Genomic DNA, 25,586 nt, shown 5'->3' on the forward strand with positions numbered 1-25,586 from the left:
CAGACTATGATGTAAAAATAGACAGGCAGTCATATTTGCATAGCTTATTTTGCATAGCTTATAAGGATATAAAGTGATCAACGATGATACATCAAACGCTTAATCTTGTGACCACAGCAGACCATCAGCAAATTGCTGTTTGGAAAATTACAGATAATGAGGCCATTAAAAACCCCCTAAATCCGTCCATAGGCAATCATAAAAGACAAAATCTATTGTTGCTTCATGGCGCTTTTTCGGACAAAGGGGTCTGCCTCGGTATTGCCAGTTATTTTGCGTCTTTAGGTTATCCCTGTTTTATTATGGAATGGCGTGGTCATGGCAGTAGCAGCCAGCCCAAAACGCCCTATCATTTAGAAGATATCGCTTTTTATGATGTGAGGGCCACTCTTGATTACTTAGTTAACGAGCTAAACCTCGATAATTTACACTGTATCACCCACAGTGGTGGTGGTATTTGCCTAACCATGCTTCTGACCCGCCATACTGAGTATGTCGATAAAATATCTAGTATCACTTTATTTGCCTGCCAAGCTTTTGCTGCAGCGACCACCCCAGTCAGCTACGCCAAATTACTGCTAAGTAAAGCTGCCACCCGTCAAATGGGGATTGTAAGAGGCAAACGCCTAAAGCTTGGCACCATGAATGAAAGTTACTATCTACTGTCACAGTGGATGGACTGGAACTTAAACCAAAACTTTAGTAGCTACTCGCCTACCCCGATAAGACATCAGTTAAAACAGGCCTTTAATCAGCGAATGCATCGACTGATTGATAAACGCTCAGGCCAGGGTTTTCAACGTCGTCATACCGCTGTTATCCCGCAGCAACCCTTCGATTACCGTACTGTGATGCCCTATATCACTACGCCCACTTATGCTATTTGTGCAGCAGGTGACTCTGTTGCACCACCACAAGGGTGCTTAAAGTTTTTACAAGCCTTTAACAATGCTAACAATCACTTTCGGGAGTTTGGTATTGCCAGTGGCGATTTAGAGAATTATAACCATACCCGTATATTTTTAAGCCGTAATGCTGCCGCCGAAGTTTGGCCCACAGTACTTAACTGGATTGAAAAGCACAGCCGCTAATGCTTTTTCTTGCGTGGACAATAAAAAATGCAGCTGGTAACCCCTCATAACACTTATAAAGTGGCCAGATTACTCAAGGGTGGTGAGAAAATATCCACAATAGCCACAATATCACGTACAATAGCTGCGTTAATTCTAAAAACTGAATAACCTACATTGTGAAATGTAGTCACCCACCGATTCCAGGATGCATACCATGCCTCAGTCAAATCAAAACCCCGAAACCCAAGCTCCCGATACACTACAAAGCGATGTTACCATTGACCACAATGGCGATTATCAGTTCGCAGCGCCTACCACTTCTGCCAGCACAGCCGGCACCGAAAAGCTACAAAAAGCATTGGCTCGTATGGGCCTAGGCTCACGTCGCCAAATGGAAGAGGTCATTAAAGCAGGCCGTGTTTCTATTAACCAAAAACCTGCCAGCATCGGTGATCGTGTCGAACAAGGCGATGAAATCCGTGTTGATGGCCGCCTAATTAAATACAAATCTGAGCGTGAAAAACGCCGCCGCGTTTTGGCCTATTACAAGCCAGAAGGTGAAATCTGCTCTGCCAATGATCCAGAAGGTCGTACCACGGTATTTGAGCGTCTGCCTAAGCTGACTCATGATCGCTGGATTATGGTGGGTCGTCTAGACATTAACTCTACGGGCTTATTATTATTCACCAACGATGGCGAATTGGCGCACCGTTTAATGCACCCATCAAACGAGATTGTACGTGAATATGCGGTACGTATCTTAGGCGAGCTGACCCCTGAAATGATGCGCAATTTAACCGATGGCGTTATGCTTGAGGATGGCCTTGCTAAGTTTGAAGACATCAAACAAGGCGGCGGTGAAGGCGTAAACAAATGGTATCACGTGAAGCTAAAAGAGGGCCGTAACCGTGAAGTACGCCGTCTGATTGAATCACAAGGCCTAAAAGTAAGCCGTCTACTGCGTACCAGCTATGGCTCAGTGGATCTACCCAAGGAGCTACGTACCGGCCGCTTTATCGAGCTTGATAGAAAAGACATTCACCGTCTGATTGATCTGGTCGGCATACGTCCTCGTGAGGACATGGGTGTGCATGGTAAAGCCAAAGAGAAAAAAGAGCGCTTCCAGAAAAAACCGATGAAAGCCCGCACCATTCGTACCAGCTCTCGCAGCGGTCGTGCCAGCACCTCAACTGGCAAAAATACCAGTGCCACTCGTGGTAGAGATACTGGTAATAGAGGCTCTAAGCGTTAAATACGACTTATTTATAGCGCATTTATATAAAAAGCCCTTAGTAGATGAACTGAACCCCATAAGTTGGACACAACTTATGGGGTATTTTTGTCAGCTTCGGGTGGTATGCTCCCTATTTAACTGATATCCATATTTAACTGACGTTCATATTTAACTCAAAAGGGGCTTGTAGAGGCATCACTGACGCTGCTGCAAATAGCGCTGCATCACCTGCATGTCCTGCAAGGTATTATGCTGATAACGGGTTAGTAGCGCGTCTAACTTAGCTTCAATCGTTATCAATAGCTCAAACACTAGATTTAACGCACTGCCCTCACCGTGCGACTGAGTAGGTGAGTCAGGTTGTGTTTGTTGTAACACGGCATCATGACGGGCAAGGCGTTGGTAATTGGTCAACAGCTCAGGCAACCGCTCTTTTAGCAGCTTATTAACTAAGAATTCTTCTTCGCTCACAGCGGGTGTTTGCCCCGACTGTGTCAGCTCATCTCGCCACTGCTGTAACAGCTGTGCCTTGGTGTCTATGCGCTGTAATTGCTGCAATACACTGGGTGGTAAGTCTTGCATCCGCTCAGCCGACCAAGACAATTGGCGCATTTTAGGCTGCTGCTGTGAGGGCTCTATATATTTCATTTTGCCTGGTGTAATACCCACTGCACGATGGAAGGCGAGCCAGCCCTTACGGCCCACATAGCCGGCTGCCACTAAGGTAAGTACACCTGCACCGATAACCACACTCATTTTTTTGTCACCTATGGATTATAAAGTTTGAGCTTAGCGACGATAAGTACACATCTCATCTTATTTCTCAAAGCTTTTATTTCTCAAAACGCTGCTGCAAATAGCGATTGGTTGCCAACAGCTTTTGACCATCTTGATGATAAGCGGCATCAAGCAACCCATCAAACTGTGTATCCACTGTATTTAATACTTCCAATAAAGCTTGTCTGCCCGTCATGTTTGAGTTTTTAATCTTAGTGGTATCAGCACGGCTTAAGGCGTCACCGCTTTTTTCAGCAGAGATAACCACGGTTTTGTTGACGTTACTATCTAAGTCGTGCAAGCGTCGATAATCGGCCACCGCTTCAGGAATATGGATATCCATGACGTTTTTTATCATCACATAGGTCTCATTGACTGCATCTTTGTCATCAATAACGCCATCATTGTTAGTATCGCCATATAGCCGCTTTAGCTTTTCACCTTTTTCATTAATGATCGCCAGCTTTTGTGCGACCTCTTGCGGCATGCTTTTTTCGGGAATGCTGCCCAGTTGCGGCATGGCTTTATACTCAAGCATCTTGGGCTGAGTAAGTTTTTTTACGCCCCGATAGCCCAAGTAAATACCGGCTGCAGGCAGCACGCCATATAAAATGAACATCACAAACATTGCAGTGGCTTGCGTCATAACCTCATCCCTTCGTGTATGTTTATCATTTGACCAATGAGTGCCCTCACCCAAGCTCTATAGGCTCATTTGGTCATATCATCTCGACTGACACCCGACTATAATTGCACCCAAAACTTATAAAACAAGACAGATGGCAAAGCCGCTGCTGTTGATGGGTGTAAATCACTCATATTGTAAGCTATGGCTCTATTTTAATAATTTACCATGAGATAACCAGATGGATTATGTATCAGGCTTTGCGCTCGGCTTATCACTCATCTTCGCCATTGGCTCCCAAAATGCCTTTATCTTAAAGCAAGGTCTAAAAAAGCAGCACGTGTTTGCCGTATGCCTGTTTTGTGCCCTATCAGATGCGCTTCTCATCTCGGCAGGGGTTGCAGGATTTGGCGCCATGACGGCACAACATCCCAATATTGTGAATATTGCGAAGCTTGCTGGGGCTTTATTTTTATTAGTATATGGTCTGCAAAGCTTATATGCAGGCTTTACCAAGTCGCATGCCCTAGACAGTAATGCTGCCGCCGAAAGCAGCTTAAATAGATCGCTTATGCTGTGTTTTGGGTTTACCTGGCTTAATCCACACGTGTATTTAGATACCTTGGTGCTGGTCGGTATGGTGTCTACCGGTGCCAATAGTAAGCTACTATTTGCCACCGGTGCGGTGAGTGCTTCTTTTGTATTTTTCTTCAGCTTAGGGTATGGCGCGCGCCTACTCGGCCCACTGTTTGCCAAGCCTAAATCTTGGAATATTTTAGATGCTTTAGTGGGCGTATTAATGCTTTATTTATCTTGGCATCTATACAACAGTTAATCTAAATCTGCGCCAAATTAGAGCGATATTTTAGCAATTTTCCAGTTAGACTAAGCCTGATAAAAAAGCCCCTGCTGATGAACTGACCCCCAAATCTTGGACGGTTTAGTTCAATTAAACAGGGGCTTTTTGGTATAACACCATAAATGAGCAACCAATAGCTAAGCGTAAAGCTTATCTCTATCGGCCTTTAGATCAGACCAGGAAAAACAGTCTTAATACCATTGACCAAGATTTCGATGGCCACCGCTGCAAGCAGCATACCCATGATACGGCTAATAATATTAAGACCGGTGTCACCTAAGAACCGGCTTAGCTGACCGGCGGCCATTAAAGCCAAATAACAAAATATAGAAATGAGCAAACCGGCAATAATGATGGCTAACTTCTGCTGCCAACCTGTCACTTGTGCTGAGTAAATAATAACGGTAGAAATCCCGCCTGGTCCCACCATCATCGGAATGGCCAAAGGCACAACGGCAGCGGCGGTACTGCCTATGCTCTCAAAGCTGTCATCAACTTCCACGTTTTCTTGATTGGGCTTTACCGGATTACCCTCGCCATTCATCATGTTAATGGCAATCAAAAATACCAATACCCCACCAGCAATCTGGAACGAGCCCACTGAGATGCCCAGCACTTTAAGTAAGGTCTCACCAGCGACAGTAAAAAAAGCAATGGTAATAAACACCGTCAAACTACTGATACGCGCAAAGCGGCGCTTATCAGTCATGCTATAGCCACGAGTCGAATCTAAAAATAGCGTTAAGGCACTAAAGGGGTTAATTAGTACCACAAATGCCAAAATTATTTTGACAATTTCGGTGTCCATACGGGCGCCTCAGTTTGCAAAAAAGGAGCGATTTTAGCACATGCCAAGCCGTGCAAATACCCTTTATTATAGAGCAATAATGGCTTTGTGTATTAGCTGTGTATCATATTATTACAAGGCATCGACAAGAATACTGACTTTCTTCACGTTGATAGCAAGCACTGTTTTTACCCTATTTTGCTATAAATCAAATTTATACAATGACTTACACAATATTTGGCGTATCTGTAGAGGATTAAGCGGTAAAATCCATACCGATATCTAAGGCTGTGGTACTGTGGGTCAAATAGCCCATGGCTATAAAGTCAACACCCGTTTGGGCAACTGCGACGACACTATCTGGGGTAATCCCCCCTGATGCCTCGGTCTTAATACGTCCGCTGGGATGATTTTTGCACAAGGCCACTGCTTTACGTAACGTCTCTGGAGCCATATTATCTAATAATACCAGCTCAGCGCCTGCCTCTATTGCTTGTTGCAGCTGCTCTAGGGTATCAACCTCAATCTCAATGGGAATAAGATGACCGGCCAATTGCTGGGCTTGCTGTAAGGCCTTGGCAATGTTACCGGCAATAGCAATATGATTGTCTTTGATTAAGATGGCGTCATCGAGGCCCAGACGGTGATTGCGCCCGCCGCCACAGCGTACCGCGTATTTTTGAACAGTGCGCAGACCTGGGATGGTCTTACGGGTACACGTAATTTGAGCCGGATAGTCAGCCACCAAATCTACCACCTTACGTGTGGCTGTCGCAATGCCACTAAGATGCGTCATAAAATTCAGTGCGGTGCGCTCGGCGGTCAACAAATTGCGAGCATTACCACTAATGGTCGCCAGCACCTCACCCTTACTCACCGCTGCACCATCTTGAGTATGCGCTTTAAATTCGATATCTGGATCTACTTGCGCAAAAGCCAATCTGGCCAAATCAAGCCCACACACCACGCCATCATCGCGCACAGTTAAGGTCAAAGTTGCTTGCTTATCTGCCGGAATGGTCGCCTGCGAGGTCACATCACCACGGCGGCCCAAATCCTCTAGTAGTGCGGCCTGAATTAAGGGTAGCAGTAACACATCATTCAATGGTGGCTCTACTACAGTGGCGGGCTCATGGGCGGCAGATATTGACATAAAGCGTCCTTATTTAAAAAGCGATATAAAATGGGTAGGTTTACGGCGACCGGTGATAAAGTTAAATCAATGACAGCTGATTTTAGTCGCTAAATAAAGCTAAAAAACGACATAAAACCTAGGCTAATAATGCTCATTATGAGCATAAATATAGCGGAGAAATTTGACATTAGCAATCACTAATTAAGATCGGATGGCACTTTTGGGCAGTTTACTGTCCATCAGCAAGCTTTGTAATTCAACATCGAAGCGAAAACGATACAGCTTAGCAGGACGCCCGCGACCGGTTTGACTACTGTTACCTGTCGGCTCTAGTAGGTTTTGGCTCTCAAGCAGACGTCTAAAGTTTTGTTTGTGTAGAGCCACACCAGATAACGCTTCAACGCTTTGTTGTAATTGCAATAAGGTAAACTCCTCTGGCATCAAGCCAAAGATGAGCGGGCGATATTCAATCTTAGCACGCAGGCGAGATATGGCCGTGGCTATCACGCGGCGATGGTCATAATACATCGGCTCTCCTGTGGCTTGTTGCCAGTCATCAGGCAGTTTTGCGGCATTATAATATGGCGACTCAGGCAATAATCCAGCTTCATACAGCATCTCGTAACGCAGCAGGGCATGCTCAGCAATCCACTTACTAAACATCTCTTTGACACTGCTACTGTGGCTGCTATCACTGGCGATTACTGCTTCAAACTCTGAGTCATCTAGCTCCCAATCACCGCCCCAACACAGATAAATGCGTTGCAAGCGCTTGATACGCTCATCATTTGTATCGGCCAAATCTGCCCACTGCTTCAGCTTCTGGGTAATCAGCTGAGTGTGTTTTTGTACCTTTTTATCCAAATGATTTTCCCAAGGGAAATAGTCATACCAGTCTCGCCACTTAGCGCCACTTTGTGAGCGAGCTTCTAAGTGAGGAGGATCAGAATTTGGGCTTTGTGCCGCCACCTCTTGCACCAGCCCCATATAGCTTACATACACCAGAGCATGCCCCTGTTTATTGCGGCGATTGGTATCAACAAAAGTATAAAGCTGCTCAATATAGCCTAGAGGTTGGCGGGTTTGCTCCTCCACCCATTGACGCACGCCGGCCTGTAATGATCGGTGCAAAGGCATCAATGGACCATTAGGAAGCAGCTTACCGCCATCCACCGTAAGTACACGGGCACTGTTATTGGTAATAGCAATCAACACCGCAACCACCTCTGTGGTTCCACTGCCTTGGCTATGCGCGTGAGAAAAAGACAAACTCATAAAAATATCAATACTTATTAAAAGGGTGAATGAACATATCAAAAAATCGTAGTGCAGACACAAAAACATCTTAGAGCAGCAAACATACGCTCTATTTTTCCAGTTTTAGTCTTGGTAACAGCTATTTGTAGTTGTCTGGACAAATGGTGCAATGATTCGCTATGTAGTCACTTTAGTATAGCCGTTAATGGTGATAATTACACGGCTTGACATTATGTATCAAGCTGTTGAGCACCTGTATTTTGTTGGTTTTATGCACTAAGGCGGCGCTTAAAATCATCCTGCCGGACAACCAAGTTATCCCCTCGTTTAGAGACTAACAGAGCATTTTTATTTCTCAAAATCAACAGCATGCGGCTTATCTAAAGGGACATTTAAGCCCAGTGACTTAAATAATGACTAAAAAGGCTTTAAAAGCAATTATAAAAAAATTCTTGTATTTATACTCAAAATGAGCATAATTATAGCCATCGCTTTATTATTTGCTTATCAAGTTTTGGCTCTCAAGTTTTGATTAATTAAGTGCCGCCTTTAGAGCACACAACGACAGGGATTTTTTATGACTACCTCACAAGCCAGCTCGTACACGCCCGCTGAGAAGACTGAGATTTTTGCTTATGACGCGCCAACTTTGGCCCAAAGCAACCAGTCTTCTGCCATTCAAAGCATTAATATCGACTATGCCAAAGCTAAGATACCCGCTGAGCTGTCTCGTACTGAGCGCCTGCAAGTGGTAGAAAACATTAAGCGCCTGCTAAAACAGCACAATGCGGTACTGGTGGCGCATTATTATGTCGACCCCTACATTCAGGACTTAGCCTTAGAGACTGGCGGCTGTGTGGGAGACTCCTTAGAGATGGCGCGTTTTGGTAAAGAACATGAGGCGCAAACCTTGGTGGTGGCCGGCGTAAGGTTTATGGGGGAGTCTGCCAAAATTCTGAGTATGGAAAAAACCGTACTTATGGCAGATCTTGAAGCTGAGTGTTCGCTGGATTTGGGCTGCCCTATAGACGAGTTTAGTGCATTTTGTGATCAGCATCCCGACCGCACTGTGGTGGTCTATGCCAACACCAGCGCAGAAGTCAAAGCACGTGCAGATTGGGTGGTGACCTCATCTGTAGGTCTTGAAATTGTGACTCATCTGCATGAGCAGGGTCAAAAAATAATCTGGGGACCAGACCGTCATTTGGGTAAATACATTCAAAAACAGACCGGTGCTGACATGCTGCTGTGGCAAGGCTCGTGTATTGTACATAACGAATTTAAAGCACGTGAACTTGAGCAATTAAAAGCACAATACCCTGAGGCTGTGGTGCTGGTTCATCCTGAGTCTCCTGATAGCGTGGTGGCTTTGGCCGATGTGGTGGGCTCAACCAGCAAGCTATTAAACGCCACCAAAGAGATGGATAACCAAACCTTTATCGTGGGCACTGACCTTGGCATCTTACATGAGATGCAAAAGCACTCACCAGATAAGCTGTTTTTGGCAGCCCCTACTGCTGGTGAAAGCGCAACTTGTAAGAGCTGTGCGTTTTGCCCTTGGATGGCCATGAATGGTCTAAAGGGTATCGAAAACTGTCTACAGACTGGCAGTGGCGAGATTAAATTAGCGCCCGAATTGGCACAGGCGGCTTTAAAGCCACTACAGCGTATGTTGGATTTCGCCGCTGAGCAAAAACGTCGTGTGGCCACCAGTGGCGATATTATTGAAGACCGTGCGTTATTTGCAAACGTTGGCCCAGCTTAAGTTTTCGCTATATTAAGCTGCTGCTGGCAGGCTAGATGTAGTCCCCATAACACCTTTTAACCAGAGAGCACCCTATGCCAACTTATTCAGTGGATACCGCATTAGCACAGATGGCCAGTGCTGCCCCTCATCAAAACTGTGATGTGTTGATTATCGGCGCGGGGTTGGCAGGGCTTTCGGCAGCGCTTTCGTTGCCAAAACACCTCAGCATCGCTGTGCTTGCCAAGCAAGATCTTCAGGCCTGCTCAAGCCACTACGCTCAAGGCGGTATTGCCGCAGTGATTGATAGCGAGGACAGCGTCGCCGATCATGTCAGCGACACGTTAATCGCCGGCGATGGCTTGTGTGATGCGGCGGCCACCACCCAAATCCTCGCCCAAGGTGCCAACGCCATTGATTGGCTGCTCAAACATAAGGTACCTTTTACCACCAAGCACCCTCAGTCAGATGCTGACTTAAAGCCCACACCTACGCTCGCTGACCTACATCTGACTCAAGAAGGCGGTCATGGCTGTCGACGTGTGGCACATGCTGATGATGCCACTGGCAAGCACATTATGCAGGCACTACAACAGCAAATCGCCGCGGCACCTAATATCAAGCTCTACACCTATCATGAGGCGCTTAGCCTATTGACTGACAATCATCGCTGCACAGGCGCTATCGTGGTGAACACACAGACCCAGAAGCTGGTTCAATTTGATAGCCAAGCGGTGGTACTTGCCAGCGGCGGGCTGGGTCAATTATTCACCCGAGCCACAGCGCCCAATGTCTGCATGGGCGATGGTATTATGATGGCGTGGGAAGCAGGCTGCCGTTTGGCTAACTTAGAGTTTATCCAGTTTCATCCAACCGGTCTGGTTTATAATGATGCGCAAGGCAGCAGCAATTTTCTGATCTCTGAAGCCGTGCGCGGTGAAGGCGGCCTACTTCGCTGTCCCATTAGCCATGAGCGCTTTATGCCACGCTATGATAAGCGCGAAGAATTAGCCCCCCGTGACATTGTCGCTCGTGCTATTGCTAATGAGATTGCTCATAACGGCTTAGGCTACGTTCATTTGGACATCTCGCATAAACCTGCTGCGTTTATTCGTGAGCACTTCCCCGATATCTACGCCCACTGCTTAAGCTTAGGCATCGACATTACCACAGACCCTATTCCGGTAGCGCCAACGGCTCATTATACCTGTGGCGGCGTACTGTCGACGGCGAAGGGACAGACCGATATCAAAGGCTTATATGCTGCCGGTGAAGTCGCCAATACTGGATTACATGGCGCCAATCGTCTGGCCAGTAACTCTTTACTTGAATGCGTGGTAATGGGCCGTGCAATTGCCCATCATTTACCCAGTTACTTGCTGGATAAAGACAATTGGCAAGCGCCGCAGTCTCTTTATAAGCCATTGGTTATTGAGCCTAGCCGCGATGCGCCTGTTGCACCGTTAGCCTTCAATACCACCAATAGCGACACCGATCAGCCGCCGCTTAGTTTAACCGCTCTTAAGCAGTTAATGAGCGAGCACATGGGCATCAGACGCAGCGCCTCAGGTCTAAATATGGCCTTAAAGCAACTGTCTTTTTGGCAACAACAGCTGTCAGCGCCCATCCCAAGTAAAGCAGGTGTGGACAGTCAAGATATAGTGGCACTGCTTAATAGCAGACGCTTACAGCGCCTACTTCAGCTGGCAAGCTTACTATTCGGCTGTGCCCTTACCCGCCTTGAAAGCCGAGGTGGTCATTACCGCAATGACTACCCAAGCCTTGCCGACACAGCCGCCATGAGCTTAGTACAAGGCTTGCAGCCACCGCAGCTGGACTGTAACGCTTTATGTTTACGCAATGGCACCGACAGCTTTGGACAGCTAACCCCGCTTTACGCTCAAAACATAGCGGGGCAAGCAGCAGAGCAAAATTCAGTGCGGCCTAAAGCAATGCCCCTGTTAGCCGACCGATGCACAGCTTTTATTCCCAAAGCCGTCTAGCTAAAAAAAGCCGTCTAGCTAAAAGCTAATAAAGTTGCCCCGTTGATTTAGCGGGGTATTTTTGTTGACACCACTAAACCAAATAACACTGAGCGAGTATTTAGGCAAAATCTAGGATTGTCGATCAGCAAACCACCCAGTCTCACCCAGCTATGATAGAATCACTTTTTCATTTCTTCTCAACCAGCCTGTGTGTCCTTTTTATCATGCAAACACCTCAAAATATAGACAATCTTATTACCCTTGTCCTCATACTTGCTCCATTGTTTATTGGGTTTGCATTGCCACTAAACCGCACTTTGGTACAACTCTCAGAGCGTCTACTTGGCTATTTGGTCTATATTATCCTCACCTTAATCGGTATTGAGCTGGCGCAAGTAGAAGGGCTTGGCAGTCAAATTGCCAGTATCGCCTTGTATGTCACCGTGCTGTCTGTGTTGACCATAGGTGGGGGGCTGGCCGGGCTAATGGTGTTTGATCGAATGGTGCCTTGGTCGCCACCAGGCAAGCAGTCTGTTACTAAGCACAAGGTAAGTATTCGAGGCAGCCTTATTCAGGTATCTTGTGTGCTGATTGGCTTTGTTATCGGGCAATTTTTGCCCGCAAGCTTTATGCCGCCAGGTAACACCATGACCGGCCTATTGATGTTGTTAATCTTATTGGTGGGCATTGGCTTAAAGGCATCTGGTATCACTTTAAAAGAGGTACTGCTGAGCAAACGTGGGATGCAAACCAGCGTGATTTTTACGCTTGCCGTACTCATGGGCGGCATTATCTTTTGGTTAGTCTTCGATGAGGTGTCTTTACCTCAAAGCCTGGCTTTGGCTTCAGGCTTTGGTTGGTACTCGCTGTCGGCCATTGTGATGACCGATGCTTATGGCGCGGTTTGGGGCAGTGTGGCGCTGTTTAATGACTTGGTGCGTGAGTTCTTCGCGTTGTTATTTATCCCATTTTTTATGCGTAAGACACCATCTGCCGCAGTAGGTCTTGGCGGGGCTACCAGCCTGGATTTCACCTTACCGGTTATTCAACAGTCAGGCGGACTTGGTGTGGTTCCATTAGCCATTAGCTTTGGCTTTATTATCAACATTGTGGCGCCAGTATTGATGGTGGTGTTTGCGTCGTTTGGGTAATACACTGCTATTTATCTTCAATCTTCAAAATATCTTGCAGGCAGTCATCATCATTGGCGGCAATCGGCCTGAGAGACCAACACGCACAAAGCCCTCATCTGTAAAATAGCAGCTACAGTTAGCGATGAAGATTTCATTTATAGCCCGCTCGCCTTTTGAGTAAAAAACCGCATTAACGGTTTAATCTTGCCCACTTGATACATGCCCTCACTACGAATTTGTTGTACCGGACGCAGCGCTGCAAAGTCTCCAGCGAACAGCCAATTCATTAATGAAAAACTGTGCATCATCACGCTGTTGTGTGGTCGACGGGTTCGCTCGTAGCGACGAAGCGTGGCAAGCTCTCCCCAACATTTACCGCCACTACGCTGATAATCTTCAAATAAAGTGGCAACCAAGGCCGCCACATCAAGCATACCTAGATTTAGACCCTGACCTGCCAGTGGATGAACGCCATGTGCTGCATCGCCCACCAGCACTAAGTTTTCTTTCACATAGTGTTTGGCCTGCTGAGCCGTCAATGGAAAACTGGCAACAGACTCTAGCCGCTCGATATCGCCTAAAGCATATTGACTGGCAGCGGCAAGCTCGGTGCGTAGACTATCACGGTCGATATCATTTAATTGCAGCAACTCAAGCGCTTTATTGCGAGGTAAGCTCCAGACCACAGACTGCCAATGCTGCGGATTGGCTTTATCGTCCTCAGTGACATCAGCCAGCGGCAGTAAGGCCAAAGTACCCGTAGGCAACATCAACTGACGGGCCGTGGCTCGATGCGGCTGCTGGGTCTTAATGGCGCAGCAAATGGCAGTCTGGTGGTAATCCAAGGTATCTAGCTCAATACCTGCCTCGCGTCGCACCAATGACCCCCGGCCATCGGCACCAATAAGCAGCTTACCTTGTAGCGTCTGGCCATTGTCCAAGTGCACCTCATAGCCTTGCTGAGTGCCCCGCCAGTCAAGCAAAGTGACCTTGTGACCGGCGACCAAGGTCAGATACTCACTGACATCATCCGCGGCCATGCGCTGATATAATGCCTGCTCAATGACAAAAGGCTCAACCATGCTGCCCAGCAATTGTGGCACCGCCTCATCTCCGAAGTTTAATTCACCGCGCCCATCTTGTTGCCAGACTTGCATTTGGGTGTAATCGGCTTTGCGTCCTGATTTGGCAATCAGTTGCCACGCCCCGACCTGTTTTAACAGCTCAATACTGGCGATACTAAGCGCAAAGACACGGGCATCACGCTGCAATAGCTTTTGTTGCCAGTCCGCTTCGGTTAATGCAGGACGCGCATCAATTAAAGTCACTTTTTGCTGCTGCTGCGCTAACTTCAAAGCCAATGTTGCCCCGACGATGCCGCCGCCGATGATTAGGGTTTGTGCAGATGTTGCCATAAAAGCCGCCGTATTATTAAAGTTATCAAAGTGGGATGTGTTAAGTTTTAATCAGATCATTGTAGGTGATATGATGCCCTTTATCACGACTTAAGACCCATGGCGTAGTTGGCCACCAAAGGCTTGATGTTGGGCAGCTTATCAAAGGCAATAAGCGCCACATTGCGCGCCAGCTTGATTGCAGGATTGGGATGGGTAAAGCCAAGAACCACTGCATCACAGAAGCGAATAACCCGTTTTTGGTCCTTTTTGCGGGCCTGCTCATAGTCTTGTAGCATACGGTTATCACCAATATCCTCGCCGCGCATCACCTGATTGGCCAGCATTTTTGCCAGTACATGTGCATCACGCATACATAGGTTAAAGCCTTGTCCTGCCACAGGATGCAAGGTATGCGCTGCATTGCCCATGATGACCACGCGGCCCTCTACTTGCTTGTCGGCCAATACTCGGGTTAAGGGATAAGCACCGCGTCTGCCCGCTTTGATAAACTTGCCGGCACGCTGGCCGAAGCCTTGTTGCAGGGTGGATAAAAACAGCGCTTCATCCTCCAGATACTGCGCCTCCTCGCCTCGCTTACAGATCCACACCACCGAGCGGCGGTAACCGGCCTGATGCGCATTATTACCATCGCCCTCTGCATCGGTCAACGGCAGTACTGCCAATGGCCCTGCTGGACTAAAGCGCTCAATGGCCACATGCTCATGCGGCTTATCGGTCTGTACCACACCCACTATTGCCGATTGGCCATAGTCGTATTCTTGGGTACCAATACCCAACAAGTTACGCACCGTTGAGTCTCTACCGTCACAGGCCACCACCAAGTCTGCACTCAAGGTTTGCTGCTGCTGCTCTTCGGTATCATAAGTGATTGTGGCCGTTGTGGCAGTCTGCTCAACTTGAGTCACCACAGCACCATCAACTAGGCTAATTAAAGGGTTTTGCTGCACCGCCAATAACAATTTGCGCCCAAGCCACGCATTTTCCATCACCTGCCCAAACGACTCTACTTTTTCTTCTTCTTTATTCAACTGAGCATAACCAAAACTGCCTTGTTCGCTGACCTGCACTGAATCGATACGGCAAGCATGGCTTTGCAACTCATCCCACAGACCAATCTCTTGATAAATCTGTACTGTGCGTCGTGACAAGGCGGTATTGCGGCTGTCTAAATAATGGGTTCTTTTGGCATCTTGTTCTGGGCCAATGTTAGGATAGCTATTGCGCTCAACTAGTGTACTGGCAATGCCTTTATCCGCCAATAGCAAGGCAAACGATAGGCCAACATGGCCACCACCAGTGATAATGACGCTTTGGTCGGTAATACAGTTGCTTGGTTTGCTAAAGGATTTACAGGTTAACTCGGTCATAATATCGCTCGCTTTATTTTTAATTATTCATCGTTCGTTCATTTTATCTTTGGCTATTATCTTACCATGTTAGCGCCTTGGGTGGCTTTAATATAGTGCATCTAAGCGGCCAAAACCTGTTGTGATTTTATGCAAATTTTAAACTCGAGCAGATTGTGCATACTGAATGCTTATCAAGTGGGGGTAAAATAGTGAGGGTTACAAAAATCGACCAACTGCTAAGTGGCTATCGCTTGAATTTCGGTATGAAACAGCCATAATAAACATAAGCAACTGTTTTATTTTTGGGCTGATGTCAGCCCCTTAACCCTAATGTTAACTCTACGCCTTGCCGTTATCTTAGCGATACTTACACTTAGCGGATGGCAAAGACTGGCCATCTGACACCACAAAACACAGTCGTAAAACAAAAACCTGATAACCATACTTCATAAAAAAAAGGATCATCACTTGACTGATACTGTAACTCGCAAAGTAAACCTAGATTTTTTAACCTCACCTCAACTCAAGGTTTTGGTAGGCGAATACAACAACCATTTAAAGTACATCCAAGATCGTTTGGGTATTACTATCAATCAGCGCCAAAACAAGTTTACCTTAGCCGGTGATTTAACAGCAGTAGAGCGTGGCGATTACATCTTAAATAAACTGGCCGATGAGGCGCAAAGTGCCGATGACATCACTCCAGAAGAGCTGCATTTAATCATTCAATCTAGCTTATCTCGTAACTTTGAAGGTGCAGTAAGCGTGAGTGACGCTGACACCAAATCTGGTTATAGCGAAGGCGACAGCTATCAGCGTCCAAGCTATGAGTACGATGCCGAGGCCAACTACGACAGCATTGCGCTACGTACCCGCAAAGGCAAAATTATTCCCCGTGGCGGCAATCAGCAGCAATACGTTAAGCGTATCTTGACCTCAGATGTGTCTTTTGGCGTTGGCCCTGCCGGTACGGGTAAAACCTATCTGGCGGTTGCCTGTGCCGTTGATATGTTAGAGCGTAATGAGATTGAGCGTATCTTACTGGTGCGTCCTGCGGTTGAAGCGGGCGAAAAACTCGGCTTCTTACCTGGCGACTTAACCCAGAAGATTGACCCTTATTTGCGTCCTTTGTATGATGCGCTTTATGAAATGCTCGGCTTTGAAAAAGTAGGCAAATTAATTGAGAAGCAAATCATTGAAGTGGCGCCTTTAGCCTACATGCGTGGCCGCACCTTAAATAACTCATTTGTTATTCTTGATGAGGCACAAAACACCACGCCTGAACAGATGAAAATGTTCTTGACCCGTTTAGGCTTTGGCTCACGTGCGGTGATTACAGGTGATGTGACGCAGGTAGATTTGCCGCGCGGCCATAAGTCAGGTCTGGCTCAAGCACTACAAATCTTAAGCAATATTGATGAGATTCATATCACTAAGTTTGACTCAAAAGATGTGGTACGCCATCAACTGGTACAGAAGATTGTTGAAGCTTACGGCGAGTTTGATGAAGAGCAAGAAGCCTTAAAAGAGGCGCGCAAACAAGCACGTATCGCGGAACAAGAGCGTAAGCAAATTGATGCTGAGCTTGCATCCGGCTCTCAGTCTTAACTGCCTTTAAGACTGGCCTATCTTAATTGGCTATCATTTAAAAAGCTGGGTATGATATCCAGCTTTTTTATTTGTCCGCATTACTTAGCTGTTTTACCACTGTCGATTGATACCTTTAAAAAGCCTTACGACACCCTATTTTTTGTGAGCTTTATTATGACCTCTGCCGCCATCCCTTTAATTGATATCAGCGCCTCTGAGCTTGTAGATACGCAGATAATTGAGCAGTTCTACACGCCGCAGCTATTACAAAAGGTGCTGACCACTACGCTTGACTTTATGCAGGCGCAATCTGACATAGTCTTGCCTTATTTTAGTGAGATTGAGCCCAGTATTTGGCAACATAAGCCCAAACAGCTTGGAGTATATATCACCGATGCAGTAGAAGGTCGTGCGCTTAATTTAGAGGCGCGTGATAAAGATTATGCGACCAATATATTGTCGTATCCCAGTGAGCTGCCGGCATTTATTATTGAGCAAATGCCTGAGCTGGCTTTAGGTGAGCTGATCGTTTGTCATGACGTGGTTAAGCAGCAAGCCGCTGAGCAGCACAAAACGGTGGCAGAGCATGTGACCCATTTATTGGTCCATGGGATTTTGCATCTACTCGGCTTTGATCATGAGCTCGGGCAAGCACAGCAAGATGAAATGGAAGGCTTTGAAATTGCGATTCTAGAGCAGCTTGGGATTGGTAATCCTTATCTCGCCAGATAGAGTGCTGGCAGATAGCTGACGGATAAGCGTTACAAAGCTGAAACTCTTTGTTTCAAATCACAGCTTATCTGCTAATATATAGGTTTAGATTTTATTACTACTGAGCCTGTTGCCATGTCATCCACTAAGTTATCTGCTGTGTTGCCTGTATTATCCACACTAGGGCTTGCCAGCCTAGTTTTTATTGCACCTACCAGTTACGCTGAGCAAAAGCCGTTACCCACTCTGGATAACAACCAGTTTAATGTGTGTTTAGATAATCTGAGCCAGTCTTCAGCTTTTGCCAGTGTTAAAGACACTTTGGCTCAGTATCGCCCAGCACAAGGCGACCCTAGCGTGTTAGAGTCGCTCGATTATCAACCTGAATTTCAAAAAGAGCCTTGGGATTATCTGGCAAGCTTGGTAGACGAAGAGCGGGTTATCGATGGCATTGCGGCCAGTGAGCGTTATGCCGATGTCTTAGCACGTATTGAAGCGCAATACGGTGTCAACCGTTACGATGTGCTTGGCGTGTGGGGCGTTGAATCTGACTTTGGAACTACCCTTGGCAAAAAAGAGGTGGTGCAGTCCTTGGCTACCTTATCTTGCTTTGGTCGCCGCCAAAGCTATTTTCGCATTGAATATGTCAGCGCCCTAAAAATCTTAAAGCAAGGCGACATTGCCCCCAATGACTTTAAAGGCTCTTGGGCGGGTGCATTTGGGCAGACCCAATTTATGCCCTCAACCTTCTTGCAACTGGCACAAGACTTCGATGGTGATGGCCGAAAAGACTTGGTCAATAGCCAAGCCGATGCCCTAGCCTCCACCGCCAACTTCTTAAAAAACAGTGGCTATCAGTCTGGACAACCTTGGGGCTATGAGGTGCGCTTACCGGCCAATATCAATGCCAGCAATGATCGCAAAAACAAACAGCCCATTTCGCATTGGCGCAACTTAGGCATTACCTTGGTCGATGGCAGTGAGCTGCCTGATTCACTCAGCAATGCAGGCTTGTTGTTACCCGCCGGCAAAAATGGCCCCGCTTTCTTAGTCGGTCGTAATTTCGATGCGTTTTATGCCTACAATGCTTCTGAGAACTATGCATTAGCCATTGCTCATTTGTCTGATCGTATTGAGCAGCAAAACACCGATGTGGACTTTGCTACGCCTTGGCCAACTGATGATCCAGGCTTAAGCCGTAAACAGTCTCGAGAGCTGCAGCAGGCGCTTAATTTATTGGGTTATGATATTGGCGAAGTTGATGGCATCATCGGTGATGGTACCCGCCGCGCCATTCAGCAATATCAGACCGATAATGGCTTAACCCCCGATGGCAGAGCCGGTAAAAAAATCCATCAGCATTTGATGCACGTTACTGCCAATATGCCGCAGCATAAAAGTGAGCCCGCTGATGAAGCGCAGCATACAGCCGATGATGATCAATTGGCTACCGGCAATGCCCACAGTGCCAGCAAAAAAATCAGCGAAACCAAGTCGGGTCTGAGTAAGTTGCTGCAAATTAAAAGCCTAACGGCCATCTTGATAGGCCTGTTTATTGTGCTGGTCATTGCACTGGTGAGTAGACGCAAACGCTAATGGCGACACGTTTTTGAGTTTCGTTGGTTGTTAATGAAATAGGTTGATTGATGTTGGAATATGAATAGCAAAATGCCAGGCGAGTTTAAGCCTGGCATTTTTTATTGTCAGTGTTACTAATTGGCGGTGTTATTAGGTGTGGCCCATCAAGACCTGTCACGACTTAGCTACCAATTAATAGTTATCGAAGTACTTTTTTAATAATTATCGAAGTACTCTTTGACTTCATAATAACGCTCACTGAGTAGACGGGTGATACATTGCATGCGTACAATCTCTTGACGCGCAGGCTCGGCACTTCGAGCTTCATCCACACAAACCTCATCACGCCACTCTACCCAATCTTTTTGATCATACTCTAAAGAGTCTTGTGCTTCTTTAGAGGCTTTGCCCCACAGTTTATTAAATTCACTGCGTTTATAATCCATCTCAGCTTTTACTTTAGCTTGCTCTGCAGCTGTGGCAGCCATGGCACTGGCAGCGGCGGCAGCAGCTTTATCAGCCGCACTTTGTGTTTCAGATACTTTTTTAGCCTCTTGCTTGGCTTCTACGACTTTTTTGCCTTTCACATGATTTTTTTGATCGGCATCTACCAAGACATACGCTAAGAACATGGCCAAATCGCTGCCATTTTGAGACTCCACAAAGATAACCTCACCATCATCTGTGGGTTGTACGGAGTACTCCATTTCATAGTCAATCTTATTGGCATCAAGCTCAATGTCCTGCTGGTAGGCATCTTCTTGTACATCCACCTCGCCATTATATTCTCGGGTAATATCTGCGTTTTGAATCAGCTTAGCAGGTAGTGTCACCGTCAAGGTGCCTTTACAGAAGTTTTTGGTACTCTGCGGATCATCTTGAGAGGTTCTGATGTGATCTAAGTTCATTTTAATCTGATTAATGCCCGCTCGAATACTAGAGCCTGAAGTGGGCTTTTCAAAAGATGACGCATATCCCTTAGCGCTAGAGTTAATCGCCTTTTGCATAGAATCAATGACCAGATTTTTCGCATCTGGGTCGGAGCACTCAATCTTACTTTTACCTGCAATTTTTTCCGAGACTTTATCACAGCCGACAACGGCCAATACTGTGCTTAATACAGCCATTTTCAATAGATTTTTTTGCATGGGCTATTCCTAATTTGGCCTCTACTTAATCTGAAGACACATTAATAAATTCAAAGTAACATTGTGATAAGATTATAGTAACAAAAATAGTCAAATTTAGAAATAGTGTATTTAGTTTAGATTATAAAAATAGCTGGCCTACCCGTCCAAAAAAAAGACCCTGCCAATCTATAGCAGGGTCTTTTTGATTTGAGTCAAACCACGCATTCTACAACGACTGTATATATGGCGCGGTAGGCTTAGCCTTTAATTTTCTTTACTGATTTGACATGACAGCCTTTATAGACGATTTTGCTGCTGGCATCCTGTACGTTAATGCTTGATTTGTGGTAATTATTTAAGCTTAATGCCCCACTCATAATGCTAAAGTTGTCTTCATCACCAAAGACGGTATCAACCTTATCGGTGCGCGCGAGATTGATCGGTAAAAATCTGTCTTTGCCGTTTAAATAGGCTGAAGCATAAGTGGGTAAATTCTGTTTATTAAAGCCATAAGTTACACTCACTTTAGCGTTATTTTGGCAGCTATAGTTGACTTGTCTTACCTTAACTGCAGTATCATGGCTGGTTGCGGCATCCATCACTTGTTCAGAATAGGCCAAGGCTGAGCCTGAGCTTAATGCGGCCGATAGGATAGCTGCAGAGGATAATACTGTCGTTAATTTTTTCATAAAAAACACCTTTTATAATTGGCACAATAAACAAGACGGAAAGCCCATCCTGACATCCAAATGATTAAATATTATATGTTTATGGCCTTTAACAGCACTGAGTTATAACGTTTATTATCAACATTTGGACTGTAGGTATATGATAAACCTATTATTTTTTGACAGCTGTTGGTGCAGCGTAATCTTAATATATTGTTTTGTTATAACATAACAATATATGTGGCGTTTTACTCATTTTTTATTGACATACTGTTGCTGTCACTCAAAATTTGCCAACCATTCATTTTTTGTCTCATCAAAAAAAAGACCCTACCATCTATATGATAAGGTCTTTTGAGTATACATTATGGGTATTACGTCAATGGTTGACGCCTAAATAGGGATAAAACTTATTTAGGATGAACCATATCTGCAGGGATAACCCACTCATCGAATTGCGCTTCAGTTAACAGCTCTAATTCAACCGCGACTTGCTTCAAAGTTTTGTTTTCTTTGTAAGCGGTTTTTGCAATTTTAGCCGCATTTTCATAGCCGACATGACGGTTTAGTGAGGTCACTAGCATCAATGAGTTATGTAAGAAGTCATCGATTTTTTCTTTAACAGGCTCGATACCTACCGCACAGTTGTCATTGAAGCTGTTGCACGCATCGCCTAGTAGTTTGATAGATTGTAATAAGTTATAAGCAATGACTGGCTTAAATACGTTTAGCTCAAAGTTACCTGAGGCACCCGCCATACTGATGGTGACATCGTTACCCATAACCTGCGCCACAACCATAGTCATCGCTTCTGACTGAGTGGGGTTTACTTTACCTGGCATGATAGATGAGCCTGGCTCATTTTCAGGAATGGTTAATTCGCCAAGACCACAGCGAGGACCAGAGGCCAACCAACGCACATCGTTTGCAATTTTGTTTAAGCTGGCAGCTAGCGTTTTTAAAGCGCCTGAAGCAAATACTTCGGCATCACGAGCCGCTAGTGCTTCGAATTTGTTTGGAGAGGTGACAAATGGTAGGCCAGTTAGCTCTGATAATTGCTCAGCAGCTTTTACCGCATAATCTGGGTGCGAGTTTAGACCGGTACCGACTGCAGTACCGCCTAGAGGCAGCTGATATAGACCATCTAGAGCGTTCTCAATACGCACTAGAGCATGGTCAAGTTGGCTCACATAACCGCTGAACTCTTGGCCTAAAGTCAATGGCGTGGCGTCTTGTAAATGAGTACGGCCAATTTTAACAATGCTGTCAAATTCTTTGGCTTTTTTATCCAAAGTATCGCGTAGTGCTTTAACCGCTGGGATGAGCAGGCTGTTGATTTGACGTGCTGCCGCCACACGAATAGCCGTTGGGAAGCTGTCGTTGGTAGATTGAGCATGGTTTACATGGTCGTTTGGATGGACAGGCTTGTAAGTACCACGTGGGTTGCCAGCGATTTCGTTGGCACGGTTAGCCAGTACTTCGTTCATGTTCATGTTTGACTGAGTGCCTGAGCCAGTTTGCCACACCACAAGTGGGAACTGATCTGTTAAGCCGCCATTGATGACCTCATCTGCCGCTTGGATAATTAGGTCACGTTGACTCTCTTCGATACGGCCTAGGCTTGCGTTAGTAATGGCTGCAGCTTTTTTTACCAGTGCCATAGCTTCAATCATTGGACGAGGTAGGGTTTCGCCACCAATTTTGAAGTTTTCACGGCTGCGCTGAGTTTGAGCACCCCAATACGCATCACTTGGTACTTCCACGTTGCCCATGGTATCTTTTTCTATACGAGTTGACATAATGTCTCCTGTTTTTTTATATAAAATCTAAAAGAATTTTTATGGTGTTACTAATTATAAAATGCATGACATGGCTTATTAAGCTTGCTTATGCGGCAGGCTTCAATCAAATACAGCGCAATTATGATAGCATGACTCACTGCTAAACGCATTTCACCTTTTGACCCCAACTATTATAAACCAAACTATGACCAATATACCCTCTCGCCGTGAAATTAACCGTAAGCGCCGCGCCTTATCTGAGCAGCAGCGCCGTAGTGCCGGTACCCTTGCCAGCCATCATCTGTCGAAGCTGACCCCTCGCCTGCCTAAAGGCGCTAAAGTCGGTATTTATATCGATGACTTTGGTGAGCTACCCACCCAGCCGTTGTTAACATGGTGCCAGCGTATGGGCTATCAGGCCTACCTGCCGGTCATTAATACGCTAGGCCGCGGCAACAGACAGATCCGATTTGCACCTATTTATCGAAGCAAATTGGCCAACCTTGCCACCGTCCGCCACAGCTTTGGTATGAAAGAATCCAAAAGTCGCCATTTGTTAACTGCCGACCAATTAGATTTGATACTGTGTCCGCTGGTCGCCGCTGATGAACAAGGCAATCGCATGGGTATGGGTGGTGGCTTTTATGACACCACGCTTGCCACGTCATATCACTACAGCAGCTCAAAAAACCATCGCCGTCATCCGCTGCGTGTCGGCTGGGCATATGAGTTTCAGGTGGTGGATCAGCTTGAGAGGCAGCCTTGGGATGTGCCCTTGAATGCGTTAATCACCCCTAAAAAATTACGTTGGTTTTCATAAGGCTAAGCGATGAGTAACGACACCAGTGACAATAAGCAGCTTGCTCGAGACGACAATGACCATGGCCCAGATTTGGCGGCCACAGTCTCCAGTACAGCCTCCAGTACAGCCTCCAGTACAGCCTCCAGTACAGTCTCCAGTACAGATAGTGTTGCCGACCATGTTAACAGCCACTTGCAAGCATTAGAGACTAAGGGTCAAGCAGCCCAGCGGCGCCAACTGTCACCTGAAGAGCAGCTATTTACTGAAGATGAGCTGGCGCGGCTGGTCAATCCCGATAAACTCAAAGCCTTGATGAGTAATGGCGATGATTTTTTGGGGTATCTAACCGGTGAGATTAACAAGTTTGAGGATTAAATAAGAGTCCGCTATGCCCTAATTCAAGCTATTTTCAGAGGCTTAAAAAACAAAAAAGCGAGGCAGATACCTAGCCTCGCTTTTTTTGAGCATGATCGATTAAGCAATGTATTAAACGACTCATTAAGCGCTCAATTACAGCACCATCGCTGCAATCCAGCCAAAGATAAGCAGCGGAATATTAAAGTGCAAAAAGGTGGGAATCACACTGTCTTTAATATGATCGTGCTGGCCATCGACACTCAGGCCCGAGGTAGGACCTAGGGTTGAGTCTGAAGCAGGTGAACCGGCATCTCCCAGCGCGCCGGCCGTACCGACAATAGCCACTGTGGCAAGCGGCGAGAAGCCCAGCGAGATACAAAGCGGCACATAAATGGCAGCAATAATAGGAATGGTCGAAAAGGACGAGCCAATACCCATGGTGACAACCAAACCAATTAATAACATGATAAAGGCTGCGATACCCTTATTGCCGGCAAACAGACTGGTGGCACCATCGACAAGCGGTGCAATCTGATCGGTGGCCTTCATCACCTCAGCGAAACCTTGCGCGGTAATCATGATAAAACCAATCATTGCCATCAGCTTAATACCGTCATTAAACACGCTGTCGGCTTCATTCCACTTAACCACACCGGTTGCCATAAATATCCCAAAGCCAAACAGCGAGCCCAATAACAAAGACTCAGTGTATAACTGCACCACAAAGGCGGTGATAATGGCCAGCAGCGCAACAAGGGTCTTACCACGACTGGGCACAATGGCATTGGCGGCCACATTGGTTAGGGTATCTTGATGGCCACTTGGTACACCGCTATTGGCACTGATGCTATTGTTTGTCATAGCGGTGCCATCGGCTGTCATTGCATAGCTACGCGGCTTACGATAGCTAAAAAACACCGCTATCAACAGGCCGGTCAACATACCCAGTGCAGGAATGGCCATGGCATGCATGACCGAAATATTCTCGACATTCAGCCCTGCCTCTCCCACGTTTTTTAGCATGATTTGGTCCAAGTAAATCTCACCAAACCCATAAGGGATAAACATATAAGTGGTGACCAAGCCAAAGCTCATCAGACATGCCAGCAAGCGTCTGTCCACTTGTAGACGATTAAACACACCTAACAAAGGCGGAATAATCAGAGGAATAAAGGCGATGTGAATGGGAATGAGGTTTTGACTAAACACACTCATCAATACCAAACCCAAGAACAGCAGCCACTTAATAGAGGAGATGCTGCTGCCGGCTTGTTGATTGTTAATGCGGTTAATCACCCCATTTGACAGCGACTGTGGCAGTCCTGAATGGGCAATAGCCACCGCAAAAGCGCCTAGCAAGGCATAAGACAGTGCAATTTGGGCGCCATTTTTTATCCCTTCTTGAAAAGCCGCTAGTGTGGCATCCACGCCCAATCCGCCCACCAGTCCGCCCACCATGGCTCCAATCAGCAAGCTCAGTACCACGTGTACCCGAGCCACGGATAGCCCAAGCATGACTACCACTGCCAACAATACCGCATTTATCATAATCTATCCCCTAGATATGGCCTGTGATCTGCCCCACGACGCATA

22 protein-coding genes are annotated in these 25,586 nt (G+C 46.3%); 11 read left to right on the forward strand and 11 right to left on the reverse strand.

Annotation, left to right across the window (positions count from 1 at the left end):
• The first annotated feature begins 83 nt into the window (after window positions 1-83).
• Window positions 84-1,091 carry an alpha/beta fold hydrolase gene (locus tag JMX92_RS03950; protein ID WP_011961170.1) on the forward strand — a complete coding sequence of 336 codons (1,008 nt, stop codon included), beginning with the start codon at window positions 84-86 and terminating at the stop codon, window positions 1,089-1,091.
• 196 nt (window positions 1,092-1,287) lie between these two features.
• Window positions 1,288-2,325, forward strand: coding sequence for a 23S rRNA pseudouridine(2605) synthase RluB (gene rluB, locus JMX92_RS03955; RefSeq protein WP_011961171.1), 1,038 nt, complete (start codon window positions 1,288-1,290; stop codon window positions 2,323-2,325).
• A gap of 177 nt (window positions 2,326-2,502) precedes the next feature.
• Here the strand turns inward: rluB and JMX92_RS03960 are convergent, their stop codons facing one another.
• Entirely contained in the window at window positions 2,503-3,063 is a 561-nt protein-coding gene (locus JMX92_RS03960) for a hypothetical protein (protein ID WP_201544041.1), read from the reverse strand.
• Window positions 3,064-3,139: 76 nt separating this feature from the next.
• Complete coding sequence (locus JMX92_RS03965; protein WP_201544043.1) at window positions 3,140-3,730, reverse strand: hypothetical protein; 591 nt, start codon at window positions 3,728-3,730, stop codon at window positions 3,140-3,142.
• 220 nt (window positions 3,731-3,950) lie between these two features.
• Here JMX92_RS03965 and JMX92_RS03970 point away from each other — a divergent pair, with 220 nt between their 5' ends.
• The gene (locus JMX92_RS03970) at window positions 3,951-4,544 is read left to right on the forward strand and encodes a LysE/ArgO family amino acid transporter (protein ID WP_110816958.1); all 594 of its coding nucleotides are present in this window, start codon (window positions 3,951-3,953) and stop codon (window positions 4,542-4,544) included.
• A gap of 190 nt (window positions 4,545-4,734) precedes the next feature.
• On the opposite strand, the gene JMX92_RS03975 is transcribed toward JMX92_RS03970, so the two are convergent.
• From JMX92_RS03975 to JMX92_RS03985, 3 genes are all read right to left on the reverse strand, one after another.
• Window positions 4,735-5,376, reverse strand: coding sequence for a MarC family protein (locus tag JMX92_RS03975; protein WP_011961175.1), 642 nt, complete (start codon window positions 5,374-5,376; stop codon window positions 4,735-4,737).
• A gap of 235 nt (window positions 5,377-5,611) precedes the next feature.
• The gene (gene nadC, locus JMX92_RS03980; RefSeq protein ID WP_011961176.1) at window positions 5,612-6,508 is read right to left on the reverse strand and encodes a carboxylating nicotinate-nucleotide diphosphorylase; all 897 of its coding nucleotides are present in this window, start codon (window positions 6,506-6,508) and stop codon (window positions 5,612-5,614) included.
• Window positions 6,509-6,691: 183 nt separating this feature from the next.
• Window positions 6,692-7,765, reverse strand: a complete 1,074-nt coding sequence (locus JMX92_RS03985) for an NUDIX hydrolase (RefSeq protein WP_201544045.1) — start codon at window positions 7,763-7,765, stop codon at window positions 6,692-6,694.
• A gap of 559 nt (window positions 7,766-8,324) precedes the next feature.
• Here JMX92_RS03985 and nadA point away from each other — a divergent pair.
• The 3 genes from nadA (at window position 8,325) to JMX92_RS04000 (ending at window position 12,627) form a co-directional block, all read left to right on the forward strand.
• The gene (nadA, locus tag JMX92_RS03990) at window positions 8,325-9,512 is read left to right on the forward strand and encodes a quinolinate synthase NadA (RefSeq protein ID WP_227675260.1); all 1,188 of its coding nucleotides are present in this window, start codon (window positions 8,325-8,327) and stop codon (window positions 9,510-9,512) included.
• 110 nt (window positions 9,513-9,622) lie between these two features.
• Window positions 9,623-11,494, forward strand: a complete 1,872-nt coding sequence (nadB, locus tag JMX92_RS03995) for an L-aspartate oxidase (RefSeq protein WP_201544105.1) — start codon at window positions 9,623-9,625, stop codon at window positions 11,492-11,494.
• 206 nt (window positions 11,495-11,700) lie between these two features.
• Window positions 11,701-12,627, forward strand: a complete 927-nt coding sequence (locus JMX92_RS04000) for a lysine exporter LysO family protein (protein ID WP_227675261.1) — start codon at window positions 11,701-11,703, stop codon at window positions 12,625-12,627.
• A gap of 137 nt (window positions 12,628-12,764) precedes the next feature.
• On the opposite strand, the gene JMX92_RS04005 is transcribed toward JMX92_RS04000, so the two are convergent.
• Window positions 12,765-14,024: an FAD-dependent oxidoreductase gene (locus tag JMX92_RS04005; RefSeq protein WP_201544047.1), complete on the reverse strand. Its 1,260-nt coding sequence runs from the start codon at window positions 14,022-14,024 to the stop codon at window positions 12,765-12,767.
• Window positions 14,025-14,107: 83 nt separating this feature from the next.
• Window positions 14,108-15,394, reverse strand: a complete 1,287-nt coding sequence (locus JMX92_RS04010) for a UbiH/UbiF/VisC/COQ6 family ubiquinone biosynthesis hydroxylase (protein ID WP_201544048.1) — start codon at window positions 15,392-15,394, stop codon at window positions 14,108-14,110.
• A gap of 450 nt (window positions 15,395-15,844) precedes the next feature.
• Between JMX92_RS04010 and JMX92_RS04015 the strand changes: the two genes are divergently transcribed.
• From JMX92_RS04015 to JMX92_RS04025, 3 genes are all read left to right on the forward strand, one after another.
• Complete coding sequence (locus tag JMX92_RS04015; RefSeq protein WP_110816966.1) at window positions 15,845-16,984, forward strand: PhoH family protein; 1,140 nt, start codon at window positions 15,845-15,847, stop codon at window positions 16,982-16,984.
• Window positions 16,985-17,140: 156 nt separating this feature from the next.
• Entirely contained in the window at window positions 17,141-17,698 is a 558-nt protein-coding gene (ybeY, locus tag JMX92_RS04020; RefSeq protein WP_201544051.1) for an rRNA maturation RNase YbeY, read from the forward strand.
• A 114-nt stretch (window positions 17,699-17,812) separates the two neighbouring features.
• Window positions 17,813-19,273 (forward strand): lytic murein transglycosylase, encoded by a 1,461-nt coding sequence (locus JMX92_RS04025; RefSeq protein WP_201544053.1) that lies wholly within the window; start codon window positions 17,813-17,815, stop codon window positions 19,271-19,273.
• Between the two features lie 197 nt (window positions 19,274-19,470).
• Here JMX92_RS04025 and JMX92_RS04030 read toward each other — a convergent pair whose 3' ends face one another.
• From JMX92_RS04030 to fumC, 3 genes are all read right to left on the reverse strand, one after another.
• Window positions 19,471-20,403 carry a DUF1311 domain-containing protein gene (locus JMX92_RS04030; RefSeq protein WP_011961187.1) on the reverse strand — a complete coding sequence of 311 codons (933 nt, stop codon included), beginning with the start codon at window positions 20,401-20,403 and terminating at the stop codon, window positions 19,471-19,473.
• A 239-nt stretch (window positions 20,404-20,642) separates the two neighbouring features.
• The gene (locus tag JMX92_RS04035; RefSeq protein ID WP_041773356.1) at window positions 20,643-21,074 is read right to left on the reverse strand and encodes a hypothetical protein; all 432 of its coding nucleotides are present in this window, start codon (window positions 21,072-21,074) and stop codon (window positions 20,643-20,645) included.
• A 389-nt stretch (window positions 21,075-21,463) separates the two neighbouring features.
• Window positions 21,464-22,852, reverse strand: a complete 1,389-nt coding sequence (fumC, locus tag JMX92_RS04040; protein WP_110816969.1) for a class II fumarate hydratase — start codon at window positions 22,850-22,852, stop codon at window positions 21,464-21,466.
• 187 nt (window positions 22,853-23,039) lie between these two features.
• Between fumC and JMX92_RS04045 the strand changes: the two genes are divergently transcribed.
• A complete protein-coding gene (locus JMX92_RS04045; protein WP_110816970.1) occupies window positions 23,040-23,654 on the forward strand; it encodes a 5-formyltetrahydrofolate cyclo-ligase in 615 nt (204 codons plus the stop codon).
• 9 nt (window positions 23,655-23,663) lie between these two features.
• The gene (locus JMX92_RS04050; RefSeq protein ID WP_201544055.1) at window positions 23,664-24,011 is read left to right on the forward strand and encodes a hypothetical protein; all 348 of its coding nucleotides are present in this window, start codon (window positions 23,664-23,666) and stop codon (window positions 24,009-24,011) included.
• Window positions 24,012-24,146: 135 nt separating this feature from the next.
• Here the strand turns inward: JMX92_RS04050 and JMX92_RS04055 are convergent, their stop codons facing one another.
• Window positions 24,147-25,541 carry a Na+/H+ antiporter family protein gene (locus tag JMX92_RS04055; RefSeq protein ID WP_201544057.1) on the reverse strand — a complete coding sequence of 465 codons (1,395 nt, stop codon included), beginning with the start codon at window positions 25,539-25,541 and terminating at the stop codon, window positions 24,147-24,149.
• Window positions 25,542-25,586: the final 45 nt, after the last annotated feature.

It is taken from the genome of Psychrobacter sp. H7-1 (genome assembly GCF_904846585.1).
In the GTDB taxonomy this organism is placed as follows: Bacteria; Pseudomonadota; Gammaproteobacteria; order Pseudomonadales; family Moraxellaceae; genus Psychrobacter; species Psychrobacter raelei.